The sequence below is a fragment of the Candidatus Pantoea formicae genome (genome assembly GCF_011752625.1).
Taxonomy (GTDB): Bacteria; Pseudomonadota; Gammaproteobacteria; order Enterobacterales; family Enterobacteriaceae; genus Pantoea; species Pantoea formicae.
On sequence record NZ_VWXD01000008.1, the window covers coordinates 193,630 to 209,839 of the forward strand.

Sequence of the window (16,210 nt, forward strand, 5' to 3'; positions counted from 1 at the left end):
TTGCATTAGGAAGGAAGAAGTGCGCTAAGCTGGCGCGGACGTGCCGGCTCCCGCCATCCCGCCGTGCGGCACAGAAAAGGTGCGCTGTTCTGCCTTTTGACCGGGGCCGCAGGCGTTACACTCTGATGACATCTCAACCGGGCCCCTGATGCCATGCCGCTGAAAAAATTCCGCCTCCGCACGCTTCTCATCTCACTCTCCGTCGGCGGAGTGATCCTGACCGCCTGCCTGCTGCTCGGGTCGCTGCTGATTTTTCAGAAGGGCAACATTGAGGACAGCCTGCTTGAGGGCAACATCGCCTACGCGCGCAAGCTGGCCGACACCACCGATCGTTATCTCGCCACGGCGCAGCGCGAGCTCGCCTGGAGCGCCGGCCAGATTAAGGGCCTGACCGATCCGGGGCTGCTGCGGGGCGAGACCGACCGCCTGCGGCTGCAGTCCGGCTTTTTTAATACCGTGGTGGTGGTTAACCGTGACGCCATCATCGCGGCGACCTCGCCGGAGAGCCTGAGCCTGATTGGCGTAAAGCTGCATTCCGACGCGAGCCGGCAGGCTCTTGCCACGCAGAAGCCGTTTATTTCGTCGCCCTTTACCTCGGCGACGGGCAACTACGTGGTGTTCCTGTCGCAGCCGCTCTTCACGCCGGATGGCAGTTACCTGGGCTACATTGGCGGCACCATCTACCTCAAAAAGCAGAGCATGCTGAGCGACATCCTGAGCCAGCATTTCTACGCCCGCGGCTCCACCGTTATCGGGCGGCGCTGAGTGCGCCAGACCGCTATCCGGCCGCCGCCCGCGAGCGCCTCGGCAGCCTGACGCAGCAGCTGGCCGCCGACGACGCGCCTGTAATGGCCGAGCGCCACCGGCTGGAGGTGATCCTCATCAGCGCGCTGCTGGCCGCCGCCGCCCTGCTGGCGTTCTGCGACCGCTATCTTCTGGTGCACCTCGTGCGCCCGGTGGCGAAAATCCGCGCGCACCTGAAGACCATCGCAGGGGGCGACCTTACCCGCGAGCCGGAAGACCTGGGCCGCAACTGCGTCGGGCAGCTGGTGCCGCTTGTCAGGGAAATGCAGCACAGCCTGCTGGACGCGGTGGCGGCCATCCGCGACAACGCGGTGGTCCTGCACCGCGAGGCCGGTGAGATTGCGGCCGGCAACGCCGACCTGTCCGACCGGACCGCCACCCAGGCCGCCGCGCTGGAGCAGACCGCGGCCAGCATGGAGGAAATCACCGCCACCGTTGCCCACAACGCGGAAAACGCCCGCGAGGCGCGCGAGCTGGCGGGCCGCACCGCCGGCACCACCCAGCGGGGCGCGGAGCTGGTGCAGACCGTGGTGGACGCCATGGGCGGCATCGCGGAGGGCTCAGAAAAAAAAATCCGCCAGTTCACCGCCACCATCAACGGCATTGCCTTCCAGACCAACATTCTGGCGCTCAACGCCGCCGTTGAGGCCGCCCGCGCCGGCGAGCAGGGACGCGGCTTTGCCGTCGTGGCGACTGAGGTGCGCGCGCTGGCGCAGCGCAGCGCGGCCGCCTCAAAGGAAATTGAAGGACTGATTGCCGACACCGTGGCGCGCGTCAGCGACGGCCGCCGGGCCGCCGGCAGCGCCGGCACCACGATGGATGAGGTGCTGCGCGGGGTCGGCGGGGTTAACGAGCTGATTGGCCAGATAGCACTGGCCTCGGAAGAGCAGAGCAAGGGTATAGCGCAGGTCACGCTCGCCGTGGCGGAGCTTGACCGCGTCACGCAGCTGAACGCCACCCTGGTGCAGGAAGTTTCCGCCACCGCGGGCAGCCTGAGCGGGCAGACGACCGCGCTGGGCGGCGCCATCACCCGCTTCACGCTGCCGGATGAGGGCGGCAACGCGGCGGGCTCCCCACCGGCGCGCCCGCGTCTGGTTGAGGTGAAGACCCCGGTGACCCCGTCACAACAAAGCGACTGGGTGGCCTTCGGACATCACTGACACTCAGGGCTGAGCGGTCGCGCTTGATGCGCCTGAGGGATAACCACCCCCCTGCGGGGGAGCATGCCCGCCCCGCATCAGTCGCGCGGGGCGAGTGGCGGCGGGTTTTTCTCCAGCCACGCGCGCACGCGCTCGGCTTCCGGGCCCGCCTCGCGCACGGCCCGGGTCAGACGCTCCTGGGTTGTGCGCAGCTCCAGCGTCCAGAATGTAATCTGCCACTGTTCCCGGACGTCTATGCGGCTCAGGTCAGCGGGCACCCGCCGCTGAATATAATCACGGTTTTTCATCAGGTTATCCTTTTTATCAGCACAGGGTGTGGCGGCGCGATAAATATGGCCACCGGTAAGCCCTGCCTATCCTGGCGAATAATCATCCGGAAAATACCGGAATAATCCCTGCGTCAGGATTTCGTTAAAAAAGGAGAGCATTCCTGGGCCGGCGCGGAAAATTAAACGCTGGCGTGAAATAAATAAGGCGAAACGGCACGGTGATTTATTTATTCCCGGGGAGTCGCTCATCATTAAATACCGCGGCGCGCGCATTGCAATGGGGCGTGAAAGTTTAGATAATATAATGGTTTTTTATCATCCGCTTCACCCGCCGCGCTATTGTCGCCCTGCCGGTCCGTTCCGGCCCGCACCTCTGAAGGGAGTATCCTCTGGGAAATCAGCTTTTATACCGGCCCGTCGCGGTCGGTTCCGACGTCCGCGAACTCCGCCTGGCCGCCGGCCTGTCGCAGGAGGCCGCCGCCGAGCGGTTTGAGCTCAGCCTGCGCGTCTGGCAGATGAAGGAGGGGGCAAAAAATCCCGCCCCCCTGAGCCAGGGAGAGTACGAACTCCTGCTGCTGCTCGCCGGGCGTCACCCGCACTATGCCCTTGTGCCGAAAAAAAAGTAGCAGGCTCTGTCCGCTGACGGCCCGCTGAAGTTCAGCCGGGCACGGCCGATAAGAGGATAAGGACATGAGCGGTAAATACTACTACGCGGCGCGGCGCGGACGCCCCGCGATCGAAGAGGTGCACTGCGCGGGCTGCGGCGAGCTGGCTGAGGCCGGCGGGGGCTGCTTTCTCGGCACGTTTTATTCCCTCAGGCACGCGCTTCAGTCCGCGCGCCTGCGGCACCCCGACTGCGTTATCTGCCTGCGCTGCGCCTCCCTGCTGCGCTGAACGCGGACAGGAATGGTCCTGAAATGACGTTTTCGTGATGCCCGGACAGCAGGGCGTCACTGTTATCCCTGACCCCGCCCGCGGCGGGGTCAGCTGACAGGCCTTTCTTCCGGCGGCGGGGCGGCAGGCATTTCTGCGGCCCCGTCTGATTGAACGTGTCCCCTTTTTGCTGTGTCATGCCGGCCACAGCTCTTATCACCTGGGGGAATGACCCTGAAACGCCCGACATCAGACCACGAGGGCGCCCGCCTTGCGGCGCTGGCACCCTATCAGCAGGCGGATGCGCTGCCGGAAAACGCGCTCGACCGCCTCACCACGCTCGCCGCGCGCCTTTTTCGCGTGCCCACCGCCTTCGTCTCGCTGATTGACGACCAGCGCCAGTTGTTCTCGTCCCGCTACGGTCTGAACATCACCGGCACCGCCCGCAGCGTCGCCTTCTGCGACCACACGATGGCGCAGGGGGAGATCCTCTGCGTGCCCGATACCCTGGACGATCCGCGCTTTCGCGACAGCCCGCTGGTGCACGGCTACCCGCACATCCGCTTTTACGCGGGGATCCCGCTGACTACCCCGGACGGGCACCATATCGGTACCGTGTGCCTGACCGACACGCAGCCGCGGCCGCCGCTCACGGACGCGGATCGGCAGCATCTGGCCGACATTGCCGCGCTGGTAATGGACAGGATGGAGGTCCAACGGCTTGAACTGCTGCGCCACGCCAGCCAGCAGCGGCTGGAGTCCATCTCGGCCACTTCCCCGGACGCCATCATCTGCACCGACCTGCGCCGGGGCATCACCTTCTGGAACCCGGCCGCCACCGCGATGTTCGGTTACGGTCCGGAGGAGATGGCGGGCCAGTACGTGGCCGGGCTTATTCCCGAGCGCTGCCAGACTGACTACCGCAACGAGCTGGATCGTCTCACCGGCGCGGAGGCGGCGATTTCACTGCCGCGCACGCTGCAGATATGGGGGCTCAGGCGCGACGGCCGGGAGTTCCCGGCCGACGTATCGTTCTCGGGCTGGCGGGAGGGCGGCGAACGCCTGGTGGGGATGATCATCCGCTACGTTACCGCCCGGCACGAGAGCGAGGCGAGGCTCTGCGAGCTCGCCTCGCTGGACATGCTGACCCGCCTGGCCAGCCGCGGCGCGTTTATGCAGCAGCTGGGGCAGCTGACGGAGGCCGGCGTGCCGTACACCCTGCTGATGACCGACCTGGACGGCTTCAAGGAGGTCAATGACACGCTCGGGCACGCCGCCGGCGACGCGCTGCTCTATCACGTGGCGGAGCAGATCCGGCTGGTGTGCGCGGACGCGGTCACCGCCGCCCGGCTAGGCGGTGACGAATTTATCATCCTGCTGCCGGGCGGAAGTACCGGTGCCGGCCTGACGGCGGAGCGCCTGATTGCCGCCGTGCAGACGCCTTTCAGCTACCACGGTTCACCGGTAGTCGTCGGCGCCAGCACCGGCATTGCCGCCTATCCCGAACACGGAGAGGACGCCTCGTCGGTGATGTCGGCGGCGGACCTGGCGCTCTACCGGGCCAAGGCGTCGGGCAAGGGCTGCAGCGTCCTGTTCCGGCCAGAATACCTGGCGGCGGAGCAGCGCCGCCGGGGCTTTGAGCGCGAGCTGGAAACCGCGGTGCGCCAGGACCAGTTCATCCTGCACTACCAGCCGCGCTATGACGCCGGTAGCGGCCGCCTGCTAGGCTGTGAGGCGCTGGTGCGCTGGCAGCATCCTGCCCGCGGCCTGCTGCTGCCCGCTGATTTTATTGAGATGCTGGTGAAAAGCCCGCTGTCCGTGACGCTTGGTGAATAGATTATCCGCACCGCACTGGCGCAGGTCCGCCAGTGGCAGGTGCGCTGCCCGGAGCTTCGGGTCAGCGTTAACCTGTTCCCGCGTCAGCTCTCCGGCCCCGGTCTGGAAAGCGTGCTGCGCGAGTCGGCGGGCGGCGACGCCGCCTTTGTGGAGCTGGAGGTGGACGAGCCGCTGCTGACGGGGCTCGTTCAGGAGGCGCCGGCGCATTTTGCGGCCATCCGGCGCACGGGGGCCGCGTTCGTTATCGATCACTACGGGCGGACGCTGGGCGCCATCAGCCTGCTGCGGCACGGCTTCGTCAGCGGCTTCAAGATTGACAAGTCGCTGACCCTTGAGCTCGGCACCAGCATGCGCGTGCGGATGATGTTCCGGGCCATCGCGGCGCTGGGAAAAAGCCTGGGTCTCAGCGTGGCGGCAGAGGGCGTAGAGGATACGGCGCAGCGGGCGTTCGTGACGACCGCCCAGTCCGACATCATGCAGGGCAACGGGCTGTGCAGGCCGCTCACGGCGGCATCGTTTGAGGCGCTGCTTCTCACGGAAGATGACAGCATGACGCTGACGGACAGCTGATGATACGGCGCCCTCAGCGGCCCATCAGCCAGTGCGCCAGCTTATCGAGCAGCAGGAAGGGCAGCGAGCCCAGAAACAGCAGGCCCCGGCCGGCCCTGCGCAGGGTGCTGCCTTCAGAACAACCGGCCTCGCTGCTCCTGCTGAGCGTCAACCGTTCGTAGTTTGCCAGCTCATAGTTGGTGGCAGGCGCCAGGCTGAGAAGCTCTTTCAGGGCCGCTTCCGGGCTTTCGGCCGTCAGGCTGCTGTCCCACCGGCGGTGCAGGCGGAGACCGGCTACCGTCAGCGGCGGGTCGTCCCTTCGTGCCTCAGCGCCGATCCCCGCGCGCAGCCGGCGCTGCCGCGCCTCCTCCAGCGGTGATAAGGGGTCAGACGGATTAAGGCCCTGAAGCTCAACCCGGGTAGCCGCCGGCAGCGTGGCGGCCCACGCGGCAAGCTGCTGCAAAAGCCAGGTGCCGATGCCGCATCCGCGCAGCGGCGGGGACAGCACCAGGCCCCCGGGGGCTATTGCCACGCGTCCCGGCCGGCCGCGCCGGCCGGGCGTGAATACCGCGCTGACGGCTCCCGGAAGGGCGTCACGCGGCAGGGCAGACAGCAGGTGCCAGGTAAGCCTGAGCGTGCGCCCGGTTCGGGGGCCTGCGAAAGGCGGGTCTTCCCGGGCAGAAACCAGCAGTCGAACCGGCACGTCAGGCCGAATGCCGGCGGGTAACCGGCGGATCGTCAGGACGTGTTCCGTGACGGGTGCAGATTGTGCGGCAGCGGACATGGAGCAGCTCCTGATGATATTCAGGATATCCTGATGCCGTCCGGTGGTGCTGTACAGCAGAGAGTGGACTTAAGGGCTTAATTCAGCGAAATCTGTAGCGTGAGAGATATATATCTGCACGGTTCAGGATAAAAGAAGCAGAATCAGAGAGTTCCTGGCATGATTTTTCCAGGGTTGCATTAAGCTAGGCCTGTGCACCCGGCCACGCAGAGGGCCGTCCGTGACGCCTTCAGTTCGCTTCTCAGGACCCTTGGTCCGCTTTACACAGCCGGCGTGAGACCGGTTATGTGAAATCCAGCCTTGATCCCGGGCCGGAACATCCCGGGAGATTTTTTATATCCTTCCAGCCCGCCATCTCTCCGGCTCTGTCTGAAGCGCGGGAAACACATTTGTGACACAGCGCATGCTTCTCCTGGCCACAGGGTGCCTGGGGGATATCCGTGCATGCTAAAGTCTGTTCAGGAGCGGGAAAACCATGCTTTCATGCACAGAGGAGAGGTCATAATGAAAAACGGTGCCACGCCCTATCGTGAAGCGCTGATACGCCTGAGCGCGCTCCGGATCCGTTACCGGCGGGCAAGCCGCAATCCGGCGGCCGGAATGGTGTACCTCGCGGCGCTGATGTCCGAGCTGGAGGAGGCCGAACAGGACGTGGAGCGATATGAAAAACAGTAAGCATCACAGAAGACCGGGCTAAAGTTTTTCAGCGGATAGCCGATAGCATGAAGGTGGTTAATCCGATGGCCACACTCCACGACACGAGTAAGTCCGTTTATCTCATTGATGTTTTCAGGGGCTGACCGCCCCTGTTTTTTTAACGTCTGTTCAGACTGCCTGCGCTCTGTCTTCAGTGATGAACATCTCTCGCGCGCCCTGAATTTCCGGCCACTCTAACCCAAATTTTTTCTGAACGCTAAGTTCTGATCTTCTGTGTTGCCTGCAGGGCTGATATTACGATCAGCTTCGTTGGAAAGGGTTCAGAATCCGGGCCCTGGCGGTCCCGTACAGGCAGCGTAATAAAAAAATGGCTTCCGGGAGGAAGCCATCAGCACAATCAGTCGCAGTATCGGTTATATGTGCCCTGATGAGGCACACATTATTTATCGGCTGACTGCGCCAATGCATTAGGGCTGGAGGGGTATTTGAGCAAAAAAACGGCATCTTGCTGCAAAAAAATATCGTCGCATGATTAAGCCTGATACCTGCGTTATTTGCGCCAGAAGCTTCACTTATAAACGCAGCCATTATTATGAATTTCCGGCTAAAAAAGTTGCATTCCACGTAACTTACTATAAGGCATAGTTTGACCTAAAGGCATGTATTTTCTAAGAATACCCCTCATTTTTTATCTGAAACCACGGCGCGCCCATTTTTATGCCGAGCACTCGCTGAGCGGGCAATGACGCAGCCGTCGTTGTTACTGAGCACCACCACCGGCTTACCGTGCAGGTCCTGGCGAAACAGCGCCTCACAGCTGGCGTAAAACGAGTTCACGTCAGCCAGGCCAAACATAGGCATCTTTACCTCCGGCGCGCGCGCGTGCTGTTGAACCATCAGGTGACCACGCCGAGCAGCTGCAGCTCTTCCGGATAGATAACTGGTTAAGCCGGATTCATGGGCAGCAGCGCGAGCCGGGGCTGCAGCTGCAGGCGTTTAACCGTAAATTCACCTTCCACCTCAGCGATGACAATGTCACCGTGCGACGCCTCCTCGGCCCGGTCAACCACCATGACGTCGCCGTCATAAAGCCCAAGGCCCTCCATGCCGCTGCCGCTGCCGCTGGCGCGCACGAAGAACGAAGAGGCGCGCCTGCGGATGCAGAGCTCGTTCAGGTCCAGCTCTTTTTCGACATAATCGGCGGCGGGGGAGGGGAATCCCGCCGCACACGGCTCGGCATATAGTGGAACGCGCACGCGCGGTGTGAAAACGGGGAGCCAGAGCAGCGTCAGGCCAGAGCGGTACACTGCCGGTTTCACTGGAAACTCCCGGCAGACTTTGCGGGGGTAAGGGTGTGTGCTGTATGTAAAGAGCGCATAAATCCTCCTCTTGATAGCGCTGGGTTTATGTACAGTATTATTGAGCGGCATTTATCTGGCAAGAGAAAGCCTGATGCGCTGTCAGGTAATAGCGTTTATCTGGCTGAGGCGGCAGCAAAAATATTATTTCAAGCAGGATCCCTTTACAGGGCTTATGATGATATCGGGTCAGGTGCCGCGGGGAGGCGCCTCCTGACTGTACACAGACAGCCCGGCGTTCCGCCGGGCTTCATTCTGCCGCAATGCCGGTTTATGTTCATCATCAACCTGCCACAGCGGCTGAATCCACTGAACTCACCCTCTGTGATGACGGGGCATCGTCACGGCCCGGTTTGGTACGAAGCAGTGCGCTTCGCATTCACCGTGTTCATTCTGCTCACGTTCGCCTGAGCACTCTGGCACCAGACGGAAAAAAGCCTGCAGAGCAGGCTTTTGTCAGACGGTTAAAGCGTCACAGGGAGTTAAATGCGGCAGGGAGAACTACTCATCATCAATGCCGTGCGGATAGCCCACTACAATCTCAAGCGCACCGCGCAGGACATCAAGCCTGACTACGTCTGAAGTGCTCTCCAGCTCTGCTATCAGGGCCAGAATGATGTCTTTTCGCAGCACGCGTCTACTCCGGGCTCTGAGGCCTTCGAGTACGGCGCAGATAACTTCTGTTTCAGGGGCCAGCTGGTCGCCACGTTCACTGAGCGCCCGCAGGATGTCTTGTTCTGTCGTGTTCTGTTGCATAACCCATCGTCCGGGATAAACAAGGTTGAGGTCGCCAGTGACGACCCGTTTCTGCAGGCTCCATCCTGCCTCCGCGGCCTGACGGAGAATGCTGGTATTCAGTGCTGACGGGTGCCCGGAGGCGGCCTGTCTTCGGTCAGGAACAGCAGTTCGGGATTCAGTAGCAGGCGCGTCGCCGGCAATGCGGCAATAACTTCATTCACCGCCATCCGAAGAGCTTCAGCCCTTTCCGGGCGGGTCTCGCCGGCTGCCATCTCCATCAGCCTGACCGCCAGCGTTGTGCCGGACACCGGCGCGTTCTCGCTGAGCAATCCGGCCACAGCCTCACCAATAGCAATATCCATTATTTTTTCGCTTTTATTTCTGTACATACCGCTTTCCAGGTGTCAGTAGAGGGGCACCTTCCTGTACCGGCCGCCGCTTACGCGGCTGGCTGATGTTCCATCCGGTCAGGCCGCACCGGATTTGATATCCACAATGAAATGAAATCTGCGGTCAGTGCAGCAGATGGGCTTCAGACCGCCTGCTCGCGGCCAAAAAGCAGGCCGATTAGCGTACGGTAGTGCTGCTCTTCTTCCGCTCCGCCCGCCAGCTCGAGCCGGCGAACCAGTTTCGCGCAGATGGCTGGGCGGTTCAGGGCGGCACCGCTGCGAAGAATTTCAACCACAATCTGCCCCAGCGTTTCCTGCTGCGAGGGAAGCTGTGCTTCGGTAAAGTAACGGGCAATGTCTCCCGCAGTATCAGGCTTAAGGCTGTTCTGGCGCATGATTATTCTCTCGCAAAAGGACGGTTAAAATATGGTCGGGTGTTGATGCGCGGAAAGTTATACAAAAATTCTAAACCTGTACAGATATATGTTGCAGGATGTAATGATTTTTTTTTGCAAAAAATGCTTATGTATACAAAACAGAGGGATATAGGCCGGGGGTGTTTAGCGGTAGAGGTACGAAGGTGTAGTGCCTGACAGTTTCTCAGGCCGGCACGCGCGGAGCGCACCCGATATGAGGCTGATCTTTCATCGTCGTGTCACGGCCGGAGCCGGTCTACGTTGCTGGTTGTGTTATCCGTCGTTTTCCTGGCCCGTCATCGTCATCCAGTGCAGCTCGGCCTGCTCGCGACTGCTGTACTGACGAAATCCCTTGAGCCAGCGTCTGGCGTCAAAGATTTCCGCAAGCTTAGCGTCGCTGACGTCACCTTCAGCCATTACGTAGAGCTCCTTTATCAGGAACTCCACCGAAATATCCTGGCCGGCGACCGCCAGGCTGACCGCTGCCTCTCCGATAATAATATGGCCTTTCTCATCGTCGTGATAAAACACAGCGAATGCGTCTTTTCAGGAAAATAACAACTTCAGGATTCACTGTAGACGCAACTGGTGCATTCACCAGAAGAAAAATCTGTCATATGGACAAAAAATAAAATATTGGTTTCAGATGCGAATTTTAAGGGAGTACATCAGAATATAAATGCGTGAGAAAAATGATGTGTTCAGTACCAGGGGATCGTGCAGTAATAACTATAATGCGTTAAAAGTTTGCCGCGGCGTTCTGCCGCGGCGGTTTGATCAGACGGCCTGCCACTCGCTCTCGACTTCATCCTTGGATTTGGAAAGAATCACTTTATTGTCATCCACTTCCTTCACCCAGCTGAAAGGAATGATGTGATGCTGTCCACCGGCTTCCGGGTCACTTTTTGCCAGTTTGATTTTGTCATCGCCTTCAAAATGGTCAACGATGCCCACGTGCTCACCGTTAACGTCCACTACCTGGGCATGGTCCAGAACTTCTGATTTATCAACCATAGTTAATCCTTAGTTTCATATGCTCATAGTAAGTTTTACCCGCCAGCCTGACGGATACACACTCAAACTGTAGGTTATTTTTTTGCATTATTTTTAAAACTAACAAATTGAAACATTCGGCCGGGCATCTGTAGGGACGTTTTTGCATGGAAAACGCGGGGTGTAACAGCGCAGAATATCGGTCATTAAGGGGTGAAATCTCGGATTTCTTTTGCAGATTCATTTGACAGTCGATACGTAAAGGCCATGATTATTGCACCGTGTCTTTAGAACCAGTAATGGTTAGGTCAATCGTTGAATTATTCCCGGGTTAGCCCCGGGCTTTTTCAAAAAAATATCCCGTACTCATCCCCTTTACCTTCATGTCAGAAACAGAGCTCAAGCCGACATCTTCCCTGTCAGGAAGAACCATTGAAACGGCAGGCCCTGCCAGAATAACGCGGTACAAATCTGCCCGGGTAAGCGTGTAAGACATACTAAAATCCTACCGGAAGACAACCTTTTTTCTGTCCTGACATATTACTCTGTTAAAGCCCGCTATAATGACACGGCAAGCTAGGTGTCAGGATGACGCCGCACTGGTACCAGATGGCCCGGATTTATTCCGGGCCTTTCTGTTTCTGCAGCCTGCTATCCCACCTTCGCCACACCTTAATCTCACCTCTGTCCCCCGGTGTGAGTTTTGCAGCGGATTTCTCATAATCGATGGTACAGAACTTGTGCAGCTGCCGATGTCCTCTTATGCTCGGGCTATCACCTTCACTGACCCCCGGGGCTTTATGGATGGCCGCACCTCGCCCGGCCGCTTTCTGGCTTACCTGCTCGCTGAACATGACATGACGGTAAAATCACTTTGTCTGAAATCCGGTCTGGCACAGCGGGATGTCTGGTCAATGCTGTGCGATCGTAAGCCGGTGACGCCGGCCATCGCAGAGAAACTCGGGCGCGTGTTTTACTCGCCCGGATTCTGGAGCATCAGGCAGGCCATGTGGCAGCTGTGGCGGGAGGGCGCTCCGTTGCCCGGAGACCGCGATACCTGAACGCGGTGAGTATGCTAAATTTTCCAGTGCCGGTACGGAATTTCTCACCCCGATTTCACCAGGGGGGGTTAATAAACTGTAACCGTACCGGCATCATTTACTATCAAATCAGACGCTTCCTGGTAATAGATCCCGTGTAAACCGATATGCTTAACATGTGCGTGACCTCTCTGCTAAAACCAGTGTGACGTATTGCAATAGCTGACATGTTCTCTGGACCCAACATCACCGGCCTCAGACCGGAAGTGCTCACTCCTGTTGCTCCCGGGCCAGCCGCCCGGGATTTTTTTTATCCGCTGTTTCCTGTTCTTTAACCCCGAACAGTTCACGGCTGCCCGGTCATACATCCGTACTGACGATCTCCGTCATCTCGTCGAGGAGTTGCAGCAGACGTTCTGCGCTCAGCTGCTGAGATCTGAGTGCCGGCATCATCCCGTTAAGCGAAAGCGTCACCGTTGCCAGGGCCACCGCGCGTTTAATCTCTTCTGCATTTTCATAGCTTTTGTACGTACGCAGGCTCACGCCTAGCTCTGACGCCGCGCGTTCCCGGCTCCAGAGCATGCTCCTGCGCCAAAGCCTCAGATGCCATCCTGTCATGTGCTCTCCTTTTCAAAATCTAAAAAAGTGCAATTACTGCACTTTTCCATTATGCCAAAATTATGGTGTTTCACTGTCCCGATGACCCTCAGGAAAACCTGATATGAACTGTCATGCGCGAAGTGTGCGTGAAAGCAGCGTGCCGGACATTCCCGCTATGACGGTACTCAGGCAGAGCGCTTTCAGCAGCAGAGGTGATTCTACTTAGCCCGAATAAAATAACAGCGCTTCCCGAACTCAGGGACAGGAGGTATGTTCACGCATGATATGCGACGCGGACGTATTCACTCATTGCTGCACCTGTGGCTTCTTTCATCATCACAGTCGTTAGGAGTATTTTTTCCGCAAAAACAGCTGACATAGTGTCCCGGTTCCAGCCATTGATACGACGGCTGCCAGCCTGCCCGAAAAGACCTGAATCAGGCTGACGATTAAGATTGCTTGTATCGAAACGTAATTAATTACAGTTAGCTGCCATGTCTGCAGGTATGGTTGTCCTGGCGGTGTACTTTGAATCCTCAGAAATGCATTCGCTTCCGGAAGGATGCTGATTTCGACGTATGATATGTCGAGGGGGGAATTTAAAGACGTCCATTGTGAATATAATGGCCGCCATTGAACCATAGAGGCAGGATGGCCGTAAGAAATTACAGAGTCGACTGAAACCTGAGCTGAAGGTGCCCACCATTCTGGCCTGTAGGGTTGAGCACGGAGGGGAAGTAGCGTTTTGGTTAAACTGTTATTTCAGAGTTCTCTGTTTCTGATCCAACTTCCGGCTAATGCCCTTACAGCCAGCCCGCCTGATTTACTGTGAAGAGCGTGTCACCGGAACTGTCCGGGCACAGTCACGCTGCACTCCCGGGCGGCCCGATATAAATAAAAAACCCACCGGGAGGTGGGTAAGTCAGAAAGCTCAGTGTAGGAGATAGCGCTTAACGGTTTCCGGGTCTGTGCCCACCGTTTTAAGAGCTTTCACCAGCTTATCCTGCGTAGTCTGTAAAGTGAGCATCCAGTATGTAATCTGCCATTGTTCATTTATCACAATGATCTTTTTATCTTCCGGCTCGCGGCGGTGAAAAATATAACTCATTAAAACCCCGGATTAAGGACAAAACGGCTTATTTGCTGTGTGACGCAGACGAAGAATGGCACTGAAACTGAGAGGATTAAAATTGAAATGACTGACCGTAATGAGCAAAAATTTTTATCAAAAAAAAGCCCACTTAATGAGTATCAGTGGGCCTGTTTTGTTCACGCCGGAACAACGCTCTCTCGCAGAGGTGGGGTTAAGCACTGCTAATGTCGCACACCAATCTAACATCGCATTGCCTAATCCGTAACCCTATAATTTGCAAAGATTGTTATTTAAGATTAGGCCGCTTTCCTTCGGAATGTTCTCATCCGGAAACCCCCGGATGTAAGTCTGTTAACTTTTCTGCTGAAATTTCATCATCAATTGATTAGCAGGACTCATGCCTTATTTCGCCCGATTTTGTCGAAACGGCCGGATTAGCGGCAAAACTTTGGGATTATCGCCATTCCTTCAGCCCCTTGTGTCGAAAGACGTCATCTGTTTACGCAGAAAATGTGACACCACGTCCTGAGGGGGCTGAATGCCACACGCTTCGATAAGCCAGCTCACCGCGCCTCGGTGTCGCGTACCGTGCAGTATTACCTGCTCAATAAGGCCAAGCGGGCTTTTATGCGCTGTCTTTCCGTCCCTGCGCCGGTATACGACGGGGCGATCCCAGGCTTCCACCGACATGCCGGCCGCATATTCAATGAACCAGCCGGAGCAGGCCAGCATGCACGGCACCAGGACTGCCTGCTCAGGCGGCCTGCGCGGTCTGATATTCGGCCGGGATGGTGCTTCCCCCTTCAGGTTGGCACGAATGAGCATGTCAGTGGCGTGCATGTGGTACATGAGCCTGAGCATCTCACGGTGTTCAGCGCGGAAACGGCGCGCGTCCGTTTCGGCAATGGCGCTGAGCATCCCGGCATCCATCCAGTGCTTATATCTCAGTAACGTCAGGGCGGTAACTCTTTGCATAATTTTTCCAGAGCGTCAGCACGTCCGGCATAGCGGTATCGTGAAGTACGCATTTAATTAATCCGGTGTGGACTGAGACTGACAATCCGGAGCTTATCGCTGCCAGTCTTTTCTGCGGCAGAAGGGTTTCAGACTGAGAATTCACATTCACACCTTAATGCAATGCACAGGATATACCTTCCATACCGGCGGCGGGGCAGGGTGATGCCTCCGGTAAGTGCCTGCAGGTGAGTAAGGGCGGTGAGGCGCATCAGAGTGTAGTCGCCTGAGGGGATTGCGACAGCCCGGTGAAAAAAATTCTGGCAGGGCCAGGTATTCCCAGTTAAGGTCCGACCACGAGTAACGTACTGCCTGATTGTACGGATGTGAATAAAACAGCTCATTGCGACGGTGAGTCATGTAGTCTGCGCACAAAGTCTGCCGGGCGGGGCTGCTTATTGTGGTTGGCTCTCGGTGCTATTCGTTCAGGATATTGCGTACAGGTTCGAAGTTTTAAATAAGAATGTATTGCATAAATACATAAGGCCGGGTCAGCCTGCTGCATGTTGAAAGAAAATATTTCATGTGTATTTGCCAAAAACATGATTTATCAAAAAATTTTGACACGCCTTCTGTTCTGTCTATAGTTATTTCCGGTCCGGAACTCCTCCGGATTTGGGTGTAATGGAAACTGAATCTTTTTCCCGGGTACCGTCCCGGGATTTTTTTCCAGACCTGGCGATTTGTCCTGATTTTTCGCTTCGCAGCTGTCCGGAAGCAGGGGCCAGTGCGGAACACTGGTAGTGCCGAGGTGATATTATCTGGCTTCAGAACAAGTGCTTACTGGTCAAAAATGGGCTGGTTTTTCCGCTTCCCCCCTATTGACCTGACTAATCAGAACAACCTGGCCGCCATCGGGCTTTTTCTCAGCATAATCATTTCAGTTAATTCCTTCTCTTTGCCAGTCAATTGGCGAGCATTGTTAACCAGAATCACATTCTCCCAAATGTATCCGGTAGTTTTATGAAAAATAAATTCATGTTTTTTGATTCAATGGCTGCAGCAGTAGATAACGTCCTGCTTCATTATTTTTTTGTGACGTCAGATAACAAAGCCCGACTGGCTGCTATGCTCTGAACACGGTGAATCCCTCTATGCGACGGGGCCAGGCTACACAGGTACAGCAAGATAAAGGCGCGATTCAGGTGGTAGCCTTTCTGAATCACCGGGAGGCACCCGGCACCGTAACTTTTACTGAAGAATGAAGAGGCGCTACGGAGGTGGCCATGCTCTGGATGGAACAGGGGCTGTATCTCAGAGTGGAAGAGCTGCCCGGCGGGCCGCGGCCGCTGCCGCTGCTGAGCGGGTTCAGCCTCACGACGGCCTACCGGGCGCTGGGGTGCTTTAATCCTTCGGAAACGTCTGACGCGTATTTCATTCTTTCCAACGACCGCGACGAGGTCTGGTTTATCTGTAACCGGCATCTGCGAACCGTTGTTATGCGCCATGACTGCACGGCATTCCGTTTGCCGCTCTCTTCTCTGGACGAACGTTTCGTGACCGGTGAACGCCCGGTGTTACCCCTCAGGCTCAGCGATTAAACAGCATTCTGAGAAGAACCTTCAGGTGTTCTCTCTCGGCCTCATCGTCGGCACCGTCGAGGCGCCCTATCAGTTTCAGGCACAAGGCGGTGCGCG

At 57.7% G+C, this 16,210-nt stretch carries 17 protein-coding genes and 5 pseudogenes; 9 read left to right on the top strand and 13 right to left on the bottom strand.

All coding sequences use genetic code 11. From position 1 onward, the window contains the following. Positions 1 to 153: 153 nt before the first annotated feature. Together F3J38_RS28460 and F3J38_RS28465 are read left to right on the top strand one after the other, a co-directional pair. Positions 154 to 750: pseudogene (locus F3J38_RS28460) on the top strand (PDC sensor domain-containing protein); the annotation flags it as partial. Further along, positions 750 to 1,964 (top strand): annotated as a pseudogene (locus F3J38_RS28465) (methyl-accepting chemotaxis protein); the annotation flags it as partial. The pseudogenes F3J38_RS28460 and F3J38_RS28465, both read left to right, overlap by 1 nt. Before the next feature lie 77 nt (positions 1,965 to 2,041). Here F3J38_RS28465 and F3J38_RS21180 read toward each other — a convergent pair. Further along, a complete protein-coding gene (locus F3J38_RS21180; RefSeq protein WP_100702975.1) occupies positions 2,042 to 2,251 on the bottom strand; it encodes a DUF3606 domain-containing protein in 210 nt (69 codons plus the stop codon). A gap of 371 nt (positions 2,252 to 2,622) precedes the next feature. Between F3J38_RS21180 and F3J38_RS28155 the strand changes: the two genes are divergently transcribed. From F3J38_RS28155 to F3J38_RS21195, 3 genes and pseudogenes are all read left to right on the top strand, one after another. After that, a complete protein-coding gene (locus F3J38_RS28155; RefSeq protein ID WP_167141695.1) occupies positions 2,623 to 2,859 on the top strand; it encodes a transcriptional regulator in 237 nt (78 codons plus the stop codon). Between the two features lie 64 nt (positions 2,860 to 2,923). Beyond that, positions 2,924 to 3,127 (top strand): hypothetical protein, encoded by a 204-nt coding sequence (locus F3J38_RS21190; RefSeq protein ID WP_167141648.1) that lies wholly within the window; start codon positions 2,924 to 2,926, stop codon positions 3,125 to 3,127. Between the two features lie 207 nt (positions 3,128 to 3,334). Further along, positions 3,335 to 5,512: pseudogene (locus F3J38_RS21195) on the top strand (putative bifunctional diguanylate cyclase/phosphodiesterase). 13 nt (positions 5,513 to 5,525) lie between these two features. On the opposite strand, the gene F3J38_RS21200 reads toward F3J38_RS21195, so the two are convergent. Beyond that, the gene (locus F3J38_RS21200) at positions 5,526 to 6,275 is read right to left on the bottom strand and encodes a GNAT family N-acetyltransferase (protein WP_167141651.1); all 750 of its coding nucleotides are present in this window, start codon (positions 6,273 to 6,275) and stop codon (positions 5,526 to 5,528) included. 504 nt (positions 6,276 to 6,779) lie between these two features. Here F3J38_RS21200 and F3J38_RS21205 point away from each other — a divergent pair. Further along, entirely contained in the window at positions 6,780 to 6,950 is a 171-nt protein-coding gene (locus F3J38_RS21205) for a hypothetical protein (RefSeq protein ID WP_167141653.1), read from the top strand. 653 nt (positions 6,951 to 7,603) lie between these two features. On the opposite strand, the pseudogene F3J38_RS21210 reads toward F3J38_RS21205, so the two are convergent. Both F3J38_RS21210 and umuD read right to left on the bottom strand, forming a co-directional pair. Next, a pseudogene (locus F3J38_RS21210) lies at positions 7,604 to 7,787 on the bottom strand (Y-family DNA polymerase); the annotation flags it as partial. 41 nt (positions 7,788 to 7,828) lie between these two features. Next, a pseudogene (umuD, locus tag F3J38_RS21215) lies at positions 7,829 to 8,239 on the bottom strand (translesion error-prone DNA polymerase V autoproteolytic subunit). Positions 8,240 to 8,338: 99 nt separating this feature from the next. Here umuD and F3J38_RS21220 point away from each other — a divergent pair. After that, complete coding sequence (locus F3J38_RS21220; RefSeq protein ID WP_167141657.1) at positions 8,339 to 8,701, top strand: hypothetical protein; 363 nt, start codon at positions 8,339 to 8,341, stop codon at positions 8,699 to 8,701. A 90-nt stretch (positions 8,702 to 8,791) separates the two neighbouring features. Here the strand turns inward: F3J38_RS21220 and F3J38_RS21225 are convergent, their stop codons facing one another. From F3J38_RS21225 to F3J38_RS21250, 6 genes are all read right to left on the bottom strand, one after another. Next, on the bottom strand, positions 8,792 to 9,046 hold the full coding sequence (locus tag F3J38_RS21225; protein WP_167141658.1) for a biofilm development regulator YmgB/AriR family protein: 255 nt from the start codon (positions 9,044 to 9,046) through the stop codon (positions 8,792 to 8,794). A gap of 98 nt (positions 9,047 to 9,144) precedes the next feature. Then, positions 9,145 to 9,417, bottom strand: coding sequence for a hypothetical protein (locus F3J38_RS21230; RefSeq protein ID WP_167141356.1), 273 nt, complete (start codon positions 9,415 to 9,417; stop codon positions 9,145 to 9,147). A 143-nt stretch (positions 9,418 to 9,560) separates the two neighbouring features. After that, positions 9,561 to 9,812, bottom strand: coding sequence for a regulatory protein YcgZ (gene ycgZ / locus F3J38_RS21235; protein ID WP_166720414.1), 252 nt, complete (start codon positions 9,810 to 9,812; stop codon positions 9,561 to 9,563). A gap of 294 nt (positions 9,813 to 10,106) precedes the next feature. Then, positions 10,107 to 10,364 carry a hypothetical protein gene (locus F3J38_RS21240; RefSeq protein WP_167141660.1) on the bottom strand — a complete coding sequence of 86 codons (258 nt, stop codon included), beginning with the start codon at positions 10,362 to 10,364 and terminating at the stop codon, positions 10,107 to 10,109. Between the two features lie 246 nt (positions 10,365 to 10,610). Then, complete coding sequence (locus tag F3J38_RS21245; protein ID WP_045816885.1) at positions 10,611 to 10,847, bottom strand: DUF2171 domain-containing protein; 237 nt, start codon at positions 10,845 to 10,847, stop codon at positions 10,611 to 10,613. Between the two features lie 310 nt (positions 10,848 to 11,157). Continuing rightward, positions 11,158 to 11,322, bottom strand: a complete 165-nt coding sequence (locus tag F3J38_RS21250) for a hypothetical protein (RefSeq protein ID WP_167141662.1) — start codon at positions 11,320 to 11,322, stop codon at positions 11,158 to 11,160. Between the two features lie 256 nt (positions 11,323 to 11,578). Between F3J38_RS21250 and F3J38_RS21255 the strand changes: the two genes are divergently transcribed. Continuing rightward, the gene (locus F3J38_RS21255) at positions 11,579 to 11,887 is read left to right on the top strand and encodes a helix-turn-helix transcriptional regulator (protein WP_240156050.1); all 309 of its coding nucleotides are present in this window, start codon (positions 11,579 to 11,581) and stop codon (positions 11,885 to 11,887) included. A 339-nt stretch (positions 11,888 to 12,226) separates the two neighbouring features. Here the strand turns inward: F3J38_RS21255 and F3J38_RS21260 are convergent, their stop codons facing one another. From F3J38_RS21260 to F3J38_RS21270, 3 genes are all read right to left on the bottom strand, one after another. Then, positions 12,227 to 12,484 (bottom strand): XRE family transcriptional regulator, encoded by a 258-nt coding sequence (locus F3J38_RS21260; RefSeq protein WP_167141664.1) that lies wholly within the window; start codon positions 12,482 to 12,484, stop codon positions 12,227 to 12,229. Between the two features lie 913 nt (positions 12,485 to 13,397). Continuing rightward, positions 13,398 to 13,574: a DUF3606 domain-containing protein gene (locus F3J38_RS21265; protein ID WP_072050593.1), complete on the bottom strand. Its 177-nt coding sequence runs from the start codon at positions 13,572 to 13,574 to the stop codon at positions 13,398 to 13,400. 453 nt (positions 13,575 to 14,027) lie between these two features. Then, positions 14,028 to 14,534: a DinB family protein gene (locus tag F3J38_RS21270; protein ID WP_167141667.1), complete on the bottom strand. Its 507-nt coding sequence runs from the start codon at positions 14,532 to 14,534 to the stop codon at positions 14,028 to 14,030. Between the two features lie 1,265 nt (positions 14,535 to 15,799). Here F3J38_RS21270 and F3J38_RS21275 point away from each other — a divergent pair. Continuing rightward, on the top strand, positions 15,800 to 16,114 hold the full coding sequence (locus tag F3J38_RS21275) for a hypothetical protein (protein WP_167141669.1): 315 nt from the start codon (positions 15,800 to 15,802) through the stop codon (positions 16,112 to 16,114). Positions 16,115 to 16,210: the final 96 nt, after the last annotated feature.

Coding starts and splice junctions, on each gene's coding strand:
- F3J38_RS21250 (WP_167141662.1), bottom strand. CDS start 11,322: ATGTCTTACACGCTTACCCGGGCAGATTTGTACCGCGTTATTCTGGCA.
- F3J38_RS21230 (WP_167141356.1), bottom strand. CDS start 9,417: ATGTACAGAAATAAAAGCGAAAAAATAATGGATATTGCTATTGGTGAG.
- F3J38_RS21245 (WP_045816885.1), bottom strand. CDS start 10,847: ATGGTTGATAAATCAGAAGTTCTGGACCATGCCCAGGTAGTGGACGTT.
- F3J38_RS21255 (WP_240156050.1), top strand. CDS start 11,579: ATGTCCTCTTATGCTCGGGCTATCACCTTCACTGACCCCCGGGGCTTT.
- F3J38_RS21205 (WP_167141653.1), top strand. CDS start 6,780: ATGAAAAACGGTGCCACGCCCTATCGTGAAGCGCTGATACGCCTGAGC.
- F3J38_RS21260 (WP_167141664.1), bottom strand. CDS start 12,484: ATGACAGGATGGCATCTGAGGCTTTGGCGCAGGAGCATGCTCTGGAGC.
- F3J38_RS21265 (WP_072050593.1), bottom strand. CDS start 13,574: ATGAGTTATATTTTTCACCGCCGCGAGCCGGAAGATAAAAAGATCATT.
- ycgZ (WP_166720414.1), bottom strand. CDS start 9,812: ATGCGCCAGAACAGCCTTAAGCCTGATACTGCGGGAGACATTGCCCGT.
- F3J38_RS21200 (WP_167141651.1), bottom strand. CDS start 6,275: ATGTCCGCTGCCGCACAATCTGCACCCGTCACGGAACACGTCCTGACG.
- F3J38_RS21225 (WP_167141658.1), bottom strand. CDS start 9,046: ATGCAACAGAACACGACAGAACAAGACATCCTGCGGGCGCTCAGTGAA.
- F3J38_RS21220 (WP_167141657.1), top strand. CDS start 8,339: ATGTACAGTATTATTGAGCGGCATTTATCTGGCAAGAGAAAGCCTGAT.
- F3J38_RS21270 (WP_167141667.1), bottom strand. CDS start 14,534: ATGCAAAGAGTTACCGCCCTGACGTTACTGAGATATAAGCACTGGATG.
- F3J38_RS21180 (WP_100702975.1), bottom strand. CDS start 2,251: ATGAAAAACCGTGATTATATTCAGCGGCGGGTGCCCGCTGACCTGAGC.
- F3J38_RS21275 (WP_167141669.1), top strand. CDS start 15,800: ATGCTCTGGATGGAACAGGGGCTGTATCTCAGAGTGGAAGAGCTGCCC.
- F3J38_RS21190 (WP_167141648.1), top strand. CDS start 2,924: ATGAGCGGTAAATACTACTACGCGGCGCGGCGCGGACGCCCCGCGATC.